The 18530-nt window shown below is 39.2% G+C and carries 17 protein-coding genes and 1 other annotated feature; all 17 genes read right to left on the bottom strand.

The window, feature by feature from the left end; translation table 11 throughout:
- Positions 1 to 66: 66 nt before the first annotated feature.
- Complete coding sequence (tuf, locus tag AC1RFD_RS17270) at positions 67 to 1254, bottom strand: elongation factor Tu (RefSeq protein ID WP_004233614.1); 1188 nt, start codon at positions 1252 to 1254, stop codon at positions 67 to 69.
- Between the two features lie 136 nt (positions 1255 to 1390).
- A complete protein-coding gene (gene fusA, locus AC1RFD_RS17275) occupies positions 1391 to 3469 on the bottom strand; it encodes an elongation factor G (protein WP_066038311.1) in 2079 nt (692 codons plus the stop codon).
- Between the two features lie 42 nt (positions 3470 to 3511).
- On the bottom strand, positions 3512 to 3982 hold the full coding sequence (gene rpsG / locus AC1RFD_RS17280; protein ID WP_004233610.1) for a 30S ribosomal protein S7: 471 nt from the start codon (positions 3980 to 3982) through the stop codon (positions 3512 to 3514).
- Between the two features lie 44 nt (positions 3983 to 4026).
- The gene (gene rpsL / locus AC1RFD_RS17285) at positions 4027 to 4446 is read right to left on the bottom strand and encodes a 30S ribosomal protein S12 (RefSeq protein WP_004233609.1); all 420 of its coding nucleotides are present in this window, start codon (positions 4444 to 4446) and stop codon (positions 4027 to 4029) included.
- A gap of 99 nt (positions 4447 to 4545) precedes the next feature.
- The gene (locus AC1RFD_RS17290; protein WP_004233607.1) at positions 4546 to 4794 is read right to left on the bottom strand and encodes a ribosomal L7Ae/L30e/S12e/Gadd45 family protein; all 249 of its coding nucleotides are present in this window, start codon (positions 4792 to 4794) and stop codon (positions 4546 to 4548) included.
- 138 nt (positions 4795 to 4932) lie between these two features.
- The gene (rpoC, locus tag AC1RFD_RS17295; RefSeq protein WP_048395560.1) at positions 4933 to 8616 is read right to left on the bottom strand and encodes a DNA-directed RNA polymerase subunit beta'; all 3684 of its coding nucleotides are present in this window, start codon (positions 8614 to 8616) and stop codon (positions 4933 to 4935) included.
- 202 nt (positions 8617 to 8818) lie between these two features.
- Positions 8819 to 12394: a DNA-directed RNA polymerase subunit beta gene (rpoB, locus tag AC1RFD_RS17300; protein WP_175400790.1), complete on the bottom strand. Its 3576-nt coding sequence runs from the start codon at positions 12392 to 12394 to the stop codon at positions 8819 to 8821.
- Between the two features lie 242 nt (positions 12395 to 12636).
- Entirely contained in the window at positions 12637 to 13239 is a 603-nt protein-coding gene (locus AC1RFD_RS17305) for a class I SAM-dependent methyltransferase (protein WP_036077767.1), read from the bottom strand.
- Between the two features lie 76 nt (positions 13240 to 13315).
- A complete protein-coding gene (rplL, locus tag AC1RFD_RS17310) occupies positions 13316 to 13675 on the bottom strand; it encodes a 50S ribosomal protein L7/L12 (RefSeq protein WP_004233598.1) in 360 nt (119 codons plus the stop codon).
- A 73-nt stretch (positions 13676 to 13748) separates the two neighbouring features.
- On the bottom strand, positions 13749 to 14249 hold the full coding sequence (rplJ, locus tag AC1RFD_RS17315) for a 50S ribosomal protein L10 (RefSeq protein WP_004233596.1): 501 nt from the start codon (positions 14247 to 14249) through the stop codon (positions 13749 to 13751).
- Positions 14250 to 14281: 32 nt separating this feature from the next.
- Positions 14282 to 14427: a sequence feature (ribosomal protein L10 leader region), on the bottom strand.
- Positions 14428 to 14480: 53 nt separating this feature from the next.
- Positions 14481 to 15179, bottom strand: a complete 699-nt coding sequence (rplA, locus tag AC1RFD_RS17320) for a 50S ribosomal protein L1 (protein ID WP_004233594.1) — start codon at positions 15177 to 15179, stop codon at positions 14481 to 14483.
- A 116-nt stretch (positions 15180 to 15295) separates the two neighbouring features.
- The gene (gene rplK, locus AC1RFD_RS17325; RefSeq protein ID WP_004233593.1) at positions 15296 to 15721 is read right to left on the bottom strand and encodes a 50S ribosomal protein L11; all 426 of its coding nucleotides are present in this window, start codon (positions 15719 to 15721) and stop codon (positions 15296 to 15298) included.
- A 229-nt stretch (positions 15722 to 15950) separates the two neighbouring features.
- Positions 15951 to 16484, bottom strand: a complete 534-nt coding sequence (gene nusG, locus AC1RFD_RS17330) for a transcription termination/antitermination protein NusG (RefSeq protein ID WP_004233590.1) — start codon at positions 16482 to 16484, stop codon at positions 15951 to 15953.
- Positions 16485 to 16842: 358 nt separating this feature from the next.
- Entirely contained in the window at positions 16843 to 17028 is a 186-nt protein-coding gene (gene secE, locus AC1RFD_RS17335) for a preprotein translocase subunit SecE (protein WP_004233589.1), read from the bottom strand.
- Between the two features lie 48 nt (positions 17029 to 17076).
- Positions 17077 to 17223 carry a 50S ribosomal protein L33 gene (rpmG, locus tag AC1RFD_RS17340; RefSeq protein ID WP_004233588.1) on the bottom strand — a complete coding sequence of 49 codons (147 nt, stop codon included), beginning with the start codon at positions 17221 to 17223 and terminating at the stop codon, positions 17077 to 17079.
- 77 nt (positions 17224 to 17300) lie between these two features.
- On the bottom strand, positions 17301 to 17948 hold the full coding sequence (sigH, locus tag AC1RFD_RS17345) for an RNA polymerase sporulation sigma factor SigH (protein WP_004233587.1): 648 nt from the start codon (positions 17946 to 17948) through the stop codon (positions 17301 to 17303).
- 68 nt (positions 17949 to 18016) lie between these two features.
- A complete protein-coding gene (locus AC1RFD_RS17350) occupies positions 18017 to 18529 on the bottom strand; it encodes an NYN domain-containing protein (RefSeq protein ID WP_054548958.1) in 513 nt (170 codons plus the stop codon).
- Between the last annotated feature and the right edge of the window lies 1 nt (position 18530).

Raw genomic sequence — 18530 nt, forward strand, 5'->3', positions numbered from 1 at the left:
TTTTAACACAAAAAACCAATCTGTAGGCGTCCCTACAGATTGGTTTGGAATTAGCAAGAGCTAAAATTATTTTTGGATAGAAGCAACTACGCCAGCGCCTACAGTACGGCCACCCTCACGGATAGAGAATTTAGTACCTTCTTCAAGAGCGATTGGAGCGATAAGTTCAACTGTCATTTCGATGTTATCACCAGGCATTACCATTTCAACGCCTTCTGGTAAGTTACAGATACCTGTTACGTCAGTTGTACGGAAGTAGAACTGAGGACGGTAGTTAGAGAAGAATGGAGTATGACGGCCACCCTCTTCTTTTGATAATACGTAAACTTCAGCTTTGAAGTTAGTGTGTGGAGTAATTGAACCTGGTTTAGCTAATACTTGACCACGTTGGATTTCTTCACGAGCAACACCACGTAGTAAAGCACCGATGTTGTCACCAGCTTCAGCATAGTCTAATAATTTACGGAACATTTCTACACCAGTTACAGTAGTAGATTTAGCTTCTTCAGCGATACCGATGATTTCAACTACGTCACCAACTTTAACTTGACCACGTTCAACACGGCCAGTTGCAACTGTACCACGACCAGTAATAGAGAATACGTCCTCTACTGGCATCATGAATGGTTTGTCAGTTTGACGTTCTGGAGTTGGGATGTAAGAATCTACAGCGTCCATTAATTCAACGATTTTTTCTTCCCATTCTGGTTCACCTTCAAGAGCTTTAAGAGCAGAACCTTTGATTACAGGAATATCGTCACCTGGGAAGTCATATTCAGATAGTAGGTCACGGATTTCCATTTCTACTAATTCTAATAATTCTTCGTCGTCAACCATATCACATTTGTTCATGAATACTACTAAGTATGGAACACCTACTTGACGAGATAAAAGGATGTGTTCACGAGTTTGTGGCATTGGGCCGTCAGCAGCAGATACTACTAAGATACCGCCGTCCATTTGAGCAGCACCAGTGATCATGTTTTTAACATAGTCAGCGTGTCCTGGGCAGTCAACGTGTGCATAGTGACGAGTTTCAGTTTCGTATTCTACGTGAGAAGTATTGATTGTGATACCACGTTCTTTTTCTTCTGGAGCGTTATCGATATCAGCGTAAGATTTAGCTGTACCACCCATTTTTTTAGAAAGAACTGTAGCGATTGCAGCAGTTAAAGTAGTTTTACCATGGTCAACGTGTCCGATTGTACCAATGTTAGCATGCGTTTTAGAACGGTCAAATTTTTCTTTAGCCATTAGAGATTGCCTCCTCAAAATTGTATGTTTTAGATTTAAAATTTATAGAATGAATGCTGATAGAGAACGGGCCCATCCCCTATCCTGCAATCATAGCTTACAAATTAGTTATACTTTATGCAAGATGAAATTTCAATTATTCACCTTTATTTTTTTTGATGATATCTTCAGAGATTGATTTTGGTACTTCTTCATAATGATCGAATACCATTGAGAATACACCACGACCTTGCGTTGCAGAACGTAAAGTTGTTGCATATCCAAACATTTCTGAAAGTGGAACCATCGCACGAACAACTTGAGCGTTACCGCGAGCTTCCATACCTTCTACGCGACCACGGCGAGAAGTGATGTTACCCATGATATCACCAAGATATTCTTCAGGAATTACAACTTCAACTTTCATCATAGGCTCTAAAAGAACTGGACTACATTTTGATGCAGCAGCTTTAAGTGCCATAGATGCAGCGATTTTAAATGCCATTTCGTTTGAGTCAACATCATGGTATGAACCATCGAATAATTTCGCTTTGATGTCGATTAATGGGTAACCAGCGATTACACCGCGGTCAAGCGAGTCACGAAGACCTGCTTCTACAGCTGGAATATATTCACGTGGTACTACACCACCAACGATAGCATTTTCGAATTCAAAGCCTTTACCCTCTTCATTTGGAGAGAACTCGATCCATACGTCACCGTATTGACCACGACCACCTGATTGACGAGTGAATTTACCTTGAACTTGAGCAGAGCCACGGAATGTTTCACGGTAAGATACCATTGGAGCACCTACGTTAGCTTCTACTTTAAATTCACGGCGCATACGATCAACTAAGATATCAAGGTGAAGCTCACCCATACCTGAGATAATTGTTTGACCAGTTTCTTGGTCTGTATGTGCACGGAATGTTGGATCTTCTTCTTGTAGTTTTTGTAAAGCTTGACCCATTTTATCTTGGTCAGCTTTTGATTTTGGTTCTACAGAAAGAGAGATAACTGGTTCTGGGAACTCCATAGACTCAAGGATAACAAGGTTTTTCTCTTCACAAAGAGTGTCACCAGTTGTTGTATCTTTAAGACCTACAGCAGCTGCGATATCACCAGCAAATACTTTTGAAATCTCTTCACGGCTGTTAGCGTGCATTTGTAGGATACGACCTACACGTTCACGTTTACCTTTTGAAGAGTTTTGTACGTATGAACCTGATTCAAGAACACCAGAGTACACACGGAAGAACGTTAATTTACCTACGAATGGGTCAGTCATAACTTTAAATGCTAAAGCTGAGAATGGCGCTTCGTCTGATGATGGACGTTCAGTTTCATCACCATCTGGAGTTGTACCTTTAATAGCTGGTACATCAACTGGTGATGGTAAGTAATCGATAACTGCGTCAAGCATTTTACGAACACCTTTGTGTTTGAATGCTGTACCACAGATTACTGGGTAGAATTCTACAGCGATTGTCGCTTTACGGATAGCCGCTTTAAGCTCTTCTTTTGTAATTTCTTCACCAGCAAAGTATTTTTCCATGATTTCTTCGTTAACTTCAGCGATTGCTTCGATTAACTTCTCACGGTATTCTTCAGCTTGCGCTTTGAATTCTTCAGGAATTGGTTGACCTTCACGTAATGCTGTACCTTCTTCGTTATCGTAGTAAGTTACATCCATTTCAACCAGGTCAATAATTGCTTTGAACTCATCTTCCGCACCAATTGGTAATTGGATTGGATGAGCATTTGCTTGTAAACGCTCGTGTAAAGTACCTACAGAATATAGGAAATCTGCACCCATTTTATCCATTTTGTTAATGAATACGATACGTGGTACACCGTAAGTTGTAGCTTGACGCCATACAGTTTCTGTTTGAGGTTCAACACCAGATTGAGCATCAAGTACAGTTACTGCGCCGTCAAGTACACGTAAAGAACGTTCTACTTCTACAGTGAAGTCTACGTGTCCAGGAGTATCGATGATGTTTACGCGGTTGCCTTTCCATTGAGCTGTTGTCGCAGCAGAAGTGATTGTGATACCACGTTCTTGCTCTTGCTCCATCCAGTCCATTTGAGAAGCGCCTTCATGAGTTTCACCGATTTTGTGAATCTTACCTGTGTAATAAAGGATACGCTCAGTTGTTGTTGTTTTACCAGCATCAATGTGAGCCATGATCCCAATATTACGAGTATTCTCTAGTGAGAATTCGCGTTTCATTAGGTATTTCTCCTTCCATATTGGGCTTATGCTATGTTTAGATTACCAACGGTAGTGAGCGAATGCTTTGTTCGCTTCTGCCATTTTGTGCATATCTTCACGTTTCTTAACTGATGCACCAGTGTTGTTAGAAGCATCAAGGATTTCGTTAGCTAAACGCTCTTCCATAGTTTTTTCACCACGAAGACGAGAATAGTTAACTAGGTAACGAAGACCTAAAGTTGTACGACGTTCTGGGCGTACTTCAACTGGTACTTGGTAGTTAGAACCACCAACACGGCGAGCACGTACTTCAAGAACTGGCATTACGTTATTTAGAGCAGCTTCGAATACTTCGATTGGATCTTGACCAGAACGTTCTTTAACTAGTTCGAACGCACCGTATAAAATCTTTTGAGAAGTACCTCTTTTACCATCAATCATCATTTTATTGATTAAACGAGTTACTAGTTTTGAATTATAAATTGGATCTGGTAACACGTCACGTTTGGAAACAGGACCTTTACGAGGCATGTGTTTTCCTCCTTTCATTGAGTAAATATATAGTGGGATTTAAATTATTTTTTTTCTTTAGGGCGTTTTGTACCGTATAAAGAACGTGATTGCATACGACCGTTTACACCAGCAGTATCAAGAGCACCACGAACGATATGGTAACGAACACCCGGTAAGTCTTTTACACGACCGCCACGGATAAGAACAACACTGTGCTCTTGTAAGTTGTGGCCTTCACCAGGAATGTACGCAGTAACCTCGATTTGGTTAGTTAAACGTACACGAGCGTATTTACGTAACGCTGAGTTTGGTTTTTTAGGCGTCATTGTACCTACACGAGTACAAACACCACGTTTTTGTGGAGATTTAACATCAGTTAAAGATTTTTTAAATGAGTTATATCCTTTGTTTAACGCTGGTGAATTTGATTTCGTGATTTTAGATTTACGAGGCTTACGTACCAATTGGTTAATTGTAGGCATCGATTTTTCCTCCCTTCATTCCTTCTTTTTTTAATACCACACATCCAGGTGGTTCATTTTTTGGGTAAAAACAAAGTCTTTGTGCATTTTACACAAAAACTACTCTACAGTAATCGCAACTACCGCAGCTCCAACATGGATTCCACAGGCTTTGCCCAGTTCCTTTTTGGACTCAACAAGAATAACTGGTATACCGATTTCTCTCGCGAAAGATATGGCCGAATCGGTTACCCAATTGTCTGCATCAAGTGCCACAAAAAGTTCTTTCACTGAACCAGCTCGCATTGCTTTTACTGCTTGCTTTGTACCTATGATTGTTTGACTAGCCCTTACTTTATCATAAGACATTTACATATCCTCCGAAGTACAGACAGTTAACTATCAACCTTCAATATATTATCATTACTCATTTACACTGTCAACTAATATCTTGAAAAAGTCCGAAGAGATGATGAAAATATGCATCTCTTCGGCCTAATTTAATGTTTATTCAGCAGAAACGACTTCTGTGTCAAGCTCATCTTTTTCGATGCGGATTTGACGATAACGTTGCATACCAGTACCTGCAGGAACAAGTTTACCGATAATTACGTTCTCTTTTAATCCAAGAAGTTCGTCACGTTTACCCTTAATTGCTGCATCTGTTAACACACGTGTTGTTTCTTGGAACGATGCTGCAGATAAGAATGATTCTGTTTCAAGAGAAGCTTTTGTAATACCAAGGATAACAGGGCGACAAGTTGCAGGGTTTTTGCCATTCATAACAGCGTCTACGTTTGCCTCTGAGAATTGGTGGATATCTAGTAATGAGCCAGGTAGTAATTCTGTATCTCCAGCTTCAATTACACGCACTTTACGAAGCATTTGGCGAACCATTACCTCAATGTGTTTATCCCCAATTTCTACCCCTTGCATACGGTATACTTTTTGAACTTCTTTTAATAAATATTCTTGAACAGTTGAAACGTCTTTGACTTTTAGCAATTGTTTTGGATCGATAGAACCTTCTGTTAAAACTTGACCACGTTCTACATTATCACCTTCGATAACTTTCAAACGTGCGTTATAAGGTGCTTGATACTTACGAGTTTCTACGTCACCTTGAATTGTAATTTCTTTTAAGCCTTCACGAATTTCTGTGATATCTGAAACCGTACCAGCAATTTCTGAAATAACAGATTGACCTTTTGGATTACGTGCTTCAAAGATCTCTTGGATACGTGGAAGACCTTGTGTAATATCATCACCGGCAACCCCACCTGTATGGAATGTACGCATTGTTAACTGTGTACCTGGTTCACCGATTGATTGAGCCGCAATAATACCAACTGCTTCCCCAACTTCAACCTTCTCACCTGTCGCCAAGTTCATGCCGTAACATTTTTTACAAACGCCGTGTTTTGTATTACATGTAAATGCTGAACGGATTGTCACTTCTTCAATACCAGCCTCGATAATTGCACGAGCGATATCTTGGTCGATTAAACCGTCTTTTGCAAGAATTACTTCACCAGTTTCAGGGTGGAAGATTGTTTTCTTCGTATGACGACCAACAATACGTTCATCTAGAGCTTCAATTAACTCTGTGCCTTCCATTAATGCACCAATCGTTAAGCCACGGTCAGTACCACAGTCATCTTCACGAACGATAACATCTTGTGCAACGTCAACAAGACGACGCGTTAAGTAACCTGAATCGGCAGTTTTTAGGGCTGTATCGGCAAGACCTTTACGAGCACCGTGAGTTGAGATGAAGTACTCTAATACTGTTAAACCTTCACGGAATGAAGATTTGATTGGAAGTTCGATAATACGACCAGCCGGGTTGGCCATCAGACCACGCATACCAGCTAGCTGAGTAAAGTTAGATGCATTACCACGGGCACCTGAATCAGACATCATGAAAATTGGGTTTGTTTTCTCAAGTGACTTCATCAGCTTCGCTTGAATTTCATCTTTTGCAGCACTCCAGCTTGAAATAACGCGATCATAACGCTCATCCTCAGTAATGAAACCACGACGGAATTGCGCTTGAACTTTATCTACTTTCTCTTGAGCTTCTGCTAAAATTTCACCTTTATCAGGTAATACCACGATATCAGATACACCTACAGTAATACCTGCACGTGTTGAATATTTGAAACCTAGGTTTTTCATACGGTCAAGCATTTTAGATGTTTCCGTAATGTGGAAACGTTTAAATACTTCAGCAATGATATTTCCTAAGAATTTCTTACGGAATGGGTTTACAACAGGTACTGATGCAAAGTATTTACGCAATACAGCTGTACGTTGTGCATCAATTTTCCCTTTTTCATCTAAATTATTATAAGCACTATCTGATTCAAGCTCTTTAAGTGTTTCTTCATCAATTGTTAACTTAGCAAAGTATTTTTCTGGTGTTACTTGCTCTAAGTTGAAATCAGTTGGCTCATTAATATAAGGGAATGATTCCGGTAAGATTTCATTAAAGATTACTTTACCGACAGTTGTTAATAAGAACATATTATTTTGTTCTTCAGTGAATGTCGGATTATTTAATGAACTTGCTTTAATTGCGATACGTGTATGCAAGTGTACATGACCTGTATCATAGGCAATTAAAACTTCATTTGGACCATAGAAAACAGTACCTTCACCACGTGCGCCTTCACGTTCAAGTGTTAAGTAGTAGTTTCCTAATACCATATCTTGAGAAGGTGTTACAACAGGTTTACCGTCTTTTGGATTCAGGATGTTTTGTGCAGCAAGCATTAGAAGACGAGCTTCAGCTTGAGCTTCAGCTGATAATGGTACGTGAACCGCCATTTGGTCACCATCGAAGTCAGCATTATAGGCTGTACATACTAATGGGTGAAGACGAATAGCACGACCTTCAACTAGTGTTGGTTCAAATGCTTGAATTCCAAGACGGTGAAGCGTTGGTGCACGGTTTAGTAATACTGGATGCTCACGGATAACATCTTCTAAAACGTCCCATACGTCGTTATTTAAACGTTCGATTTTACGTTTAGCAGATTTAATGTTATGAGCAAGACCACGCTCTACTAATTCTTTCATAACGAATGGCTTGAATAATTCGATAGCCATTTCTTTTGGTAAGCCACATTGGTACATTTTTAAGTTTGGACCTACTACGATAACCGAACGACCAGAGTAGTCAACACGTTTACCAAGTAGATTTTGACGGAAACGACCTTGTTTACCTTTCAACATATGTGAAAGTGATTTTAACGGGCGGTTACCAGGACCTGTTACAGGACGTCCACGACGACCATTATCGATTAATGCATCAACAGCTTCTTGTAACATTCGTTTTTCATTTTGTACGATGATGCTCGGAGCACCTAAATCTAATAAACGTTTTAAACGGTTATTACGATTAATTACACGACGGTATAAATCGTTTAAATCTGAAGTCGCGAAACGACCACCATCTAATTGCACCATTGGACGAAGCTCTGGTGGAATAACAGGTAGTACATCTAGAATCATCCATTCAGGTGAGTTTCCTGAGTTACGGAAAGATTCAACAACTTCTAGACGTTTAATGGCACGAGTACGTCTTTGACCTTGAGCAGATTTTAACTCCTCTTTTAAAGATTGTGTTTCATCTTCTAGGTCGATTTTACCTAATAATTTTTTGATTGCTTCTGCACCCATTGATGCTTCGAATGTATTACCGAATTTTTCACGGTATGCACGATACTCTTTTTCAGATAGTAATTGTTTACTTTCTAAATTAGTAGCACCTGCATCGATCACAACGTATGAAGCGAAATAGATAACTTCTTCAAGAGCACGAGGTGACATATCTAAAATTAGACCCATACGGCTAGGAATACCTTTGAAGTACCAGATATGAGAAACTGGTGCTGCTAATTCGATATGTCCCATACGTTCACGACGAACTTTAGCACGTGTTACTTCAACGCCACAACGATCACAAACTACGCCTTTATAGCGTACACGTTTATATTTCCCACAGTGACACTCCCAGTCCTTAGTTGGACCAAAAATACGCTCACAGAATAAACCATCTTTTTCTGGTTTTAGTGTACGGTAGTTAATTGTTTCAGGTTTTTTAACCTCTCCATATGACCAAGAACGAATCTTGTCAGGTGATGCTAAACCAATTTTCATATATTCAAATTCATTAACGTCTATCAAGGAGCCTACCTCCCTCTAGTATAGGTCTTTATAAAGACTCTTTTACGCAGCTCGATAATCGTTTGCAAAGATTGCCTCTTTGGCAAAGGATTAGAAATAGAATGATTTATTAAAAGAAAAAGCCAGGCAGGGCGTTAAATCCTGCCCGGCTAATTTGAAAAATAAGTTTGACCATATTCACATTTGTGAATTTGGTTTTCCATTATTCAAAAGACTCTACTGGCTCTTCTTCTGTATCTGGCTGTGGTGCAATGTTAAGTGCATCAGCTGGCTGAAGATCGTCTTCTTCGTCTAAATCGCGAAGCTCTACTTCTTCATCATTAACTGTTAACATCTTAACATCCATACCAAGAGATTGAAGTTCTTTAATCAATACTTTGAATGACTCAGGAACACCTGGCTCTGGTACACTTTCACCTTTAACGATGGCTTCATATGTTTTCACACGACCAACAACGTCATCAGATTTAACCGTTAAGATTTCTTGAAGTGTATACGCAGCACCATAAGCTTCAAGTGCCCATACCTCCATTTCACCAAAACGTTGTCCACCAAATTGCGCTTTACCACCAAGTGGTTGTTGCGTAACAAGTGAGTAAGGACCAGTTGAACGTGCATGAAGTTTATCATCAACCATGTGAGCAAGTTTGATCATATACATGATACCTACTGATACACGGTTATCGAATGGTTCACCAGAACGTCCATCATACAGGATTGTTTTACCGTCACGGTTCATCCCAGCTTCTTCCATTGTTTCCCAAACGTCTTCTTCATTAGCACCATCAAATACTGGTGTTGCCATGTGAACGCCTAGATAACGAGAAGCCATACCTAAGTGTAACTCTAAAACTTGTCCGATATTCATACGGGAAGGTACACCAAGTGGATTTAACATGATATCAACAGGCGTGCCATCTGGCATGAATGGCATATCTTCTTCTGGTAAGATACGAGAGATAACCCCTTTGTTACCATGACGTCCGGCCATTTTGTCCCCAACACGAATTTTACGTTTTTGAACAATATAAGCACGAACTAATTGGTTAACACCTGGTGGTAATTCATCGCCATCTTCACGGTTAAATACTTTAACATCAAGAATGATACCGCCAGCACCGTGTGGTACACGTAATGAAGTATCACGAACCTCACGAGCCTTTTCACCGAAGATTGCATGTAATAAACGCTCTTCAGCAGTTAATTCTGTAACCCCTTTAGGCGTTACTTTCCCAACAAGAATATCACCGTCACGTACTTCCGCACCAATACGGATAATACCACGTTCGTCTAGGTTACGAAGTGCATCTTCTCCGACGTTTGGAATATCACGAGTGATTTCTTCTGGTCCAAGCTTTGTATCACGAGATTCTGATTCATATTCTTCGATATGAACAGATGTATAGACATCGTCTTTTACAAGGCGCTCACTCATAATAACAGCATCCTCATAGTTAAAGCCGTTCCAAGTCATGAATGCAACCAGTACGTTACGTCCAAGAGCTAGTTCGCCTTTTTCCATTGATGGACCATCTGCTAAAATGTCACGAGGTTTCACACGTTCGCCTACTTTTACAAGTGGACGTTGGTTATATGAAGTACCTTGGTTAGAACGAATGAACTTCTGTAATTTATATTTTGTTAAATCGCCTTTAACCTCTTTGCCGTCTACAACTTCAATGCGGCGTACATGGATAGAGCGAGCTTCAACATGCTCAACAATACCATCATACTTCGCTACTACAGCTGCACCTGAATCACGCGCATCAACATGTTCCATACCAGTACCAACGAATGGTGCTTCTGGGTTAAGTAGTGGAACTGCTTGACGTTGCATGTTGGCACCCATAAGTGCACGGTTCGAGTCATCGTTTTCTAAGAACGGTATACATGCAGTCGCTGCAGAGACAACTTGTTTAGGAGATACATCCATGTAGTCCATTTGCGCTTTATTGAATACCGTGTTATCACCACGGAAACGACCTACTACTTCATCATTTACAAAAGTACCATCTGGATTTAACGGTGAATTTGCTTGTGCTACATAGTAGTTATCTTCTTCATCAGCTGTTAAATAATCAATTTGCTCTGTTACTCGACCTGTTTCGTGGTCAATACGACGATAAGGTGTTTCAATGAAGCCAAATTTATTAACTTTGGCAAATGAAGATAATGAGTTGATTAATCCAATGTTTGGACCCTCTGGTGTCTCGATCGGACACATACGACCATAGTGAGAGTAGTGAACGTCACGTACTTCGAAGCCAGCACGCTCACGCGTTAAACCACCAGGACCTAATGCAGATAGACGACGTTTATGCGTTAACTCTGCTAATGGGTTTGTTTGGTCCATGAATTGTGATAATTGAGAGCTTCCGAAGAACTCTTTAATCGACGCAATCACTGGACGGATATTGATTAATTGTTGTGGTACGATCGCAGCTGTGTCATTAATTGACATACGCTCACGTACTACACGTTCCATACGAGATAAACCGATACGGAATTGATTTTGTAGTAACTCACCAACAGAACGTAGGCGACGGTTACCTAAATGGTCAATATCATCTGTTGCACCTACTTGGTAAAGTAAGTTAAAGAAATAGCTTACTGAAGATAAAACATCAGCAGGTGTAATATTCTTCACTTCTTCATCAATGTACGCATTACCAATGATATTAATTTCTTTTTGAGCTTCATCCTTTGGAGCATAAATCTTAATAGATTGGATGGTTACATCATCTTCAAGCACTCCACCGACTTGTGATAAAGTGCGGTAACCAATACCTTTTGATGAATCTTCTAGGTAAGGTAGAATTTTATCTAAAGTACGACGATCTAGTACTGTACCTTTTTCTACTAAAATTTCGCCTGTTTCTGGATCTACAAGCGTTTCAGCAATCGTTTGGTTGAATAAACGATTTTTAATGTGAAGCTTTTTATTCATTTTGTAGCGACCAACATTCGCTAAATCATAACGTTTAGCATCGAAGAAACGAGAGTATAATAAACTCTTCGCACTTTCTACTGTTGGTGGCTCGCCTGGACGTAAACGTTCGTAGATTTCTAAAAGCGCTTTTTCTGTACTTTCAGAGTTATCTTTTTCTAACGTATTACGTAGATACTCGTTATCACCGATAATATCGATAATTTCTTGATCTGAACCGAAACCTAATGCACGTAGTAACACTGTTACTGGTAGCTTACGAGTACGATCAATTCGCACATAAACTACGTCTTTCGCATCAGTTTCATACTCTAACCAAGCACCACGGTTTGGAATAACTGTAGCTCCAAAGCCTTTTTTACCGTTTTTATCAGTTTTATCATGGAAATACACACTTGGTGAACGAACTAATTGTGAAACGATAACACGTTCAGCACCGTTGATAATGAACGTACCTGTTTCTGTCATTAACGGGAAATCACCCATGAAGACATCTTGTTCTTTCACTTCGTCTGTTTCTTTGTTGTAAAGACGTACTTTCACACGTAATGGAGCTGCGTAAGTAACATCTCGCTCTTTACACTCATCAACATCATATTTAGGCTCACCTAATGAATAATCGATGAATTCTAATGAAAGATTACCTGTAAAGTCCTCGATCGGCGAAATGTCACGGAACATTTCACGTAAACCTTCTTCAAGGAACCACTCGTAAGACGCCGTTTGAATCTCAATCAGATTTGGAAGCTCAAGCACCTCTTTAATACGCGCAAAGCTTCTACGCTGGCGGTGTTGTCCGTACTGAACTAGTTGACCTGTCAACTCATTCACCCCTCAATAAAGCGATATTAGGTCTTTGCAAAATCATACAAATAGTGTATGATTTCGAAAGACAAAAAGAAAACGAGTCTTCAAAAAGATCTCATTTTCGGTTAACTAAACTTATCTTGGCAAGTATACCCATATTAAAACAATTCTATACAAAAAGGGCATACGACCTCAAAATAATATTTTTGCATTGTATCATATTATCATAGCCGATTTGTCAAGTCAATAAATTATACATATTTCATTTATTTTTTTGCGCGTACTATCCAGTACCCTTTTTTCTTTTCTACTACATCGACTTCTGAAAACTTTTCTTCTAAGTAACTTACTGTCGATGGCGCTCCTTGTTTCTTCTGAATGACTACCCAGAGTTCACCCGAAGACACTAGCCGATCGTAAGCTCCATCGTAAAAGCGGAAAATCGTTTCCTTCCCCGCACGAATTGGTGGATTCGTTAAGATAGCTGCTGCATCTACATCTTTATCAACCATCGATAGGCCGTCACTCACAAATATTCGCACATTTTGAACACCGTTCACTTGCGCATTTTTTTGCGAAAGCGCAACTGCACGTTCATTAATATCCATCATAAAAACGGTACGGTCTGGATTAGTTTTGGCAATCGATAACCCTATCGGCCCGTATCCACAACCTACATCAAAAATCGCACCATCAATATCAGGCATTTGAAAAGCGTCTATTAAAACACGGGATCCAAAATCTACTTCGCTTTTACTAAATACACCTGCATCCGTTTCGAATGAAAACGTATGCCCTAGTAACTTGAATGTCCAGTGACGTGGTTTACTTTCAGTTTGAGGCTTACTTGTATAATAGTGATCTGACATTTTCACGCCTCCTCAGAATGAAGAAAAAAGCTCGCCAAAATGACGAGCTTTCCTTTTGTTAAAAAGTAACGCGAGATTACTTAACTTCTACAGATGCGCCAACTTCTTCAAGTTTAGCTTTGATTTCTTCAGCTTCATCTTTAGAAACGCCTTCTTTAAGAGCTTTAGGAGCGTTATCTACTACTTCTTTAGCTTCTTTAAGACCTAAACCAGTGATTTCACGAACCACTTTGATTACTTTGATTTTTTCTGCACCAGCAGATGCTAATACTACGTCAAATTCTGTTTTTTCTTCAGCTGCAGCAGCACCACCAGCAACTACTGCTACTGGAGCAGCAGCTGTTACACCGAATTCTTCTTCGATAGCTTTTACTAAATCGTTTAATTCAAGAACTGTCATAGCTTTGATAGCTTCTAAGATTTGCTCTTTATTCATTATAATTTCCTCCTAATTGGATAATGTTTTATTTTTTTGCGATCAGGCCGCAGAAGTATTAGTGCGTACTAAATTACGCGCCTTGTTCTTCTTTTTGTTCTGCAACAGCTTTTGTTGCAAGTGCGAAGTTACGCACTGGAGCTTGAAGTACAGATAAAAGCATAGAAAGTAGACCTTCGCGTGATGGAAGTTCTGCAAGTGCTTTAACATCTTCAACAGAAGAAATAGTACCTTCAATAATACCAGCTTTAATTTCTAAAGCTTCGTTTTTCTTAGCGAACTCGTTGATGATTTTAGCAGGCGCTACAACATCTTCATTTGAGAACGCAATTGCGTTAGGACCAACTAATACGTCGTTGATTCCTTCAAGGCCAGCAGCTTCAGCAGCACGACGAGTTAAAGTGTTTTTGTAAACTTTGAACTCAACGCCAGCTTCACGAAGTTGTTTACGAAGCTCTGTTACTTGTGCAACATTAAGACCACGGTAATCCACAACTACTACAGAAGCAGCGCCTTGGAATTTTTCAGTAATCTCTTGAACTTGTACTTGTTTGTTTTCGATTGCTTTGCTCATGATGACACCTCCTATTAGAATGGGTCATTTATACCGACAAAAGAAAAGCCTCCGAGTCAAATAGACACAGAGGCTGAAAGTCATCATCTTTAAATAAGAATCTGAATTCCGATGTCCTCGGTAGGAACATTAAGTGACAAGTCACTCCTACTGTCTACGGTACAAATGGATAATTCACAACAGCAACTATAGTATCACGTATAGCCACTATCGTCAATACATATATATAAATTATTTTACTACTACGTTAGAAGCGTCAATTTTAACCGCTGGACCCATTGTAGTTGTAACATTTACAGATTTCATGTAAGTACCTTTAGCTGCAGCAGGTTTTGCTTTTTGAACTACATCAAAAACAGCTAAGAAGTTTTCTACTAATTTTTCTGCTGAGAAAGAAACTTTACCGATAGGAGCGTGGATAATACCAGCTTTATCAGCACGGTATTCTACTTTACCAGCTTTGATTTCTTCGATAGCTTTTGTTACATCAAAAGTAACTGTACCAGTTTTAGGGTTTGGCATTAAACCTTTAGGCCCTAATACACGACCAAGTTTACCAACTTCACCCATCATGTCAGGAGTTGCTACGATTACATCGAAGTCAAACCAACCTTGTTGGATTTTTTGGATGTATTCTGCATCGCCTACATAGTCAGCACCAGCTGCTTCAGCTTCTTTAAGCTTTTCACCTTTTGCAAATACTAATACGCGTTGAGTTTTACCTGTACCGTTTGGTAGTACTACTGCACCACGGATTTGTTGGTCGTTCTTACGAGTATCAATACCTAAGCGGAAAGCAACTTCTACAGTAGCGTCGAAGTTTACTGTGCTAGTTTTTTGAGCAAGTTCGATTGCTTCTTGTGCAGTGTAAAGTGCGTTACGATCAATTAATTTTGCTGCATCTTGCAGTTTTTTACCTTTTTTAGCCATTATATATTTCCTCCTTGATTGTGGTTATAGCGGATTTTACCTCCCACGAATAAAGGTTGCGTGTTCACAAAGAAACTTCGCAACCTTCCAAAAAACAAAACATCAAGTAAATGGGATTAGTCTTCGATAACAATACCCATGCTTCGTGCAGTACCTTCAACCATTAACATAGCAGCTTCTACTGAAGCAGCGTTAAGGTCTGGCATTTTAGTTTCAGCGATTTCGCGAACTTTATCACGTTTAACCGTTGCCACTTTTTTACGGTTTGGTTCACCAGATCCAGATTGGATACCAGCTGCTACTTTAAGTAGAACTGCTGCAGGTGGAGTTTTTGTAATGAAAGTGAAAGAACGATCCTCGAATACTGAAATTTCAACTGGGATAATAAGACCAGCTTGATCAGCAGTACGCGCATTAAATTCTTTACAGAATCCCATGATGTTCACACCCGCTTGACCTAATGCAGGACCAACCGGTGGAGCTGGGTTAGCTTTACCAGCAGGGATTTGAAGTTTAACAACTTTAATAACTTTTTTAGCCACGAGACACACCTCCTTAAGTCCGTGATGTGGTAATTGGGTTGCCCCTCCCACTCAATATCTGTCTGTCAGCTAAGTGCCGATAACATTAAAATTATCATTACAGACGTCAAACAAAAGTATGACAGTCTGACCTATGAAATGATACCACTTTTAATTTTTTTAAGCAAGTAGTAATTAACAAAATCTGCGAAACATCTACCAATTAGCATGTAATGTTCTATTGTTAGAACTATAATTTTTGAACTTGTTCGAAATCTAGCTCCATAATCGTTTCGCGACCAAACATATCAACCGTCACTTTAATTTTACCTTTTTCTGTGTCAATTTCTTCAACACGTCCTTGGAAATGAGCAAACGGCCCTTCTAATACTTCTACTGCTTCACCAACAGTAATGTCCACTTCTACAACTTTATCAGTCATACCCATTTGTTGTAGTAAACGATCTGCTTCTTCAGGTAATAACGGTGTTGGTTTTGCTCCTCCACCAGATGAACCGATAAAGCCCGTAACACCAGGCGTATTTCGAACTACATACCAAGAATCATCTGTCATGATTAACTCTACTAACACATAACCAGGGAAAACTTTACGCATCATTGTACGTTTTTTTCCATCTTTCATTTCTGTTTCTTCATGCTCAGGAACAATCACACGGAAGATTTTATCTTGCATTCCCATTGTTTCTACACGTTTCTCTAGGTTTGCTTTTACACGGTTTTCATACCCTGAATACGTATGAACAACATACCAATTTTTCTCCATAACTACTAGGACTCCTCGTCCGTCCCTCCCTTACAAATAAAAGTGAAAATGAATCGCGATACGCTCAATGCATTTTTACTCTTTTCACAAACATCTCATTAGAAAAATATAGCTTTCGCTAATTACTTGCGAAAGCTCGATGATATATACCGAAACTAGCATAGTCATCTATCGCTACTATCATACTCTCCTAGTAGTATTTATCATAATGAGGAGATTTTACTGCTTTGCGCTTCACTTCACCCATCCCACCGATCCCATTAGATGGGGTTTTCTGCTGAATGAATGAAGATAAAACAAACGAAAAAACCCGTTATTGCAATGGACGGGCTATTTCAAAAATATGCTATTTACTAAATTATAAATCTAAGTACCAGCGGAATAATGATGAAATACCTAAGTCAACTAACACAAAAAATAAAGCCATAATGACAACAGTTGAAATTACAACGACTGTATATTTCGTCAGTTCTTTACTTTTCGGCCAGCTTGTTTTGCGCATTTCTGACATTACATCGCTGAAAAAGCTTTTGATCTTGCCCATTCTAGCTTAACCTCCGAATCAATCAAATCTGTCTATTTACATATCATTTTATAGCGTTTGTTTATGCATTGTATGTTCATTGCAATGCGAGCAAAATTTCTTTAATTCGAGACGTACAGTTGAACCTTCTTTAGCTGGGAACGTGTAATTTCTCGAACCACATTTCTCACAATTTAGCACGACTTTTTTTGCCATATAATCACCTTTTTCGGCACTTTGTCTTTTTAAGACTAACACCTATATTTGTCAATGTCAATAAAGGCCTAAATGGGCTAAGACATTTCCTCAAGGACTAAATGACGTTCTAATTTACGTTTTACCCGCTGCAATGCATTATCGATAGATTTGACATGACGATTTAATTTGGCGGAAATTTCATGATAAGACTGGCCGTCTAGATATAAGGCTAAAACTTGTAGCTCTAATTCACTTAAAATCTCACTCATCTTTTCTTCTAAATATCCAAACTCTTCTCTATGAATCATCAATTCTTCTGGATCATCCATAATAGCACCCGTTAGTACATCCATAAGCGTTCGGTCTGACTCTTCGTCGAATATAGGCTTGTCCAAAGAGATATAGGAATTTAGAGGTATATGCTTTTGCCTAGTTGCTGTTTTAATAGCTGTGATAATCTGTCTTGTAATACATAACTCTGCAAAAGCTCTGAATGATGCAAGCTTATCTCCTTTAAAATCACGAATCGCTTTATATAAGCCTATCATGCCCTCTTGTACAATGTCTTCCTTATCTGCTCCGATTAAAAAATAGGATCTTGCCTTCGCTCTTACTAACAAACGGTATTTTGTAATTAAATAATCCAACGCATCTGTATTACCTTGATGCACCATTTCAATAAGCTCTTCATCATTGAATCGTTCAAAATCTTGTGTCACTTGTACAATGCTATTTTTAAACATGGTATCACCTCAGCCACAACAGATAATTAGAAACAGTATAACGGAATTGGAAAATATGCGTCAATCAATCATTTCAACCCTCGTCGCCATTTTTCAAAGGCGAGCGCAACATCTGGCTTTAATTCTATACGGGAAGGCGGCTTACTTTCTTGCTTCCGCTTCACATCATGAGTAATTTTATGTTGGATAATACTTGTATCAATTTCTAGCTCTCTAGCCGATTTCCTTAAGGCACCATTCCCAAATATAACACTTTGCTCTGCCATATCAGAAGTTGCTACATGAATTTGTACATTTCTAGCCTTTAATTCATGTGTCATTTTTTCAATACGTTCATCTGCTGTTTCATTTTTTCGTGTATAAATGACTTCTACATCATTTTCTATATAAGATTGCTCTACTCCTGGTACAAGATGGGCGTCAAAAACAATAATTACGCGCCAACCCATTGCTGCTTTATATTCAGCCATGAGTTCTATCAACCTTCTTCGCGCATCCTCAAAATTTGTATCACGCAATGGCCGCAGCTCTTTCCAAGATCCAATCATATTATAGCCATCAACAAGCAAAATGTTTTTCATT

Source organism: Lysinibacillus sp. GW823-FHT02G10 (assembly GCF_058797135.1).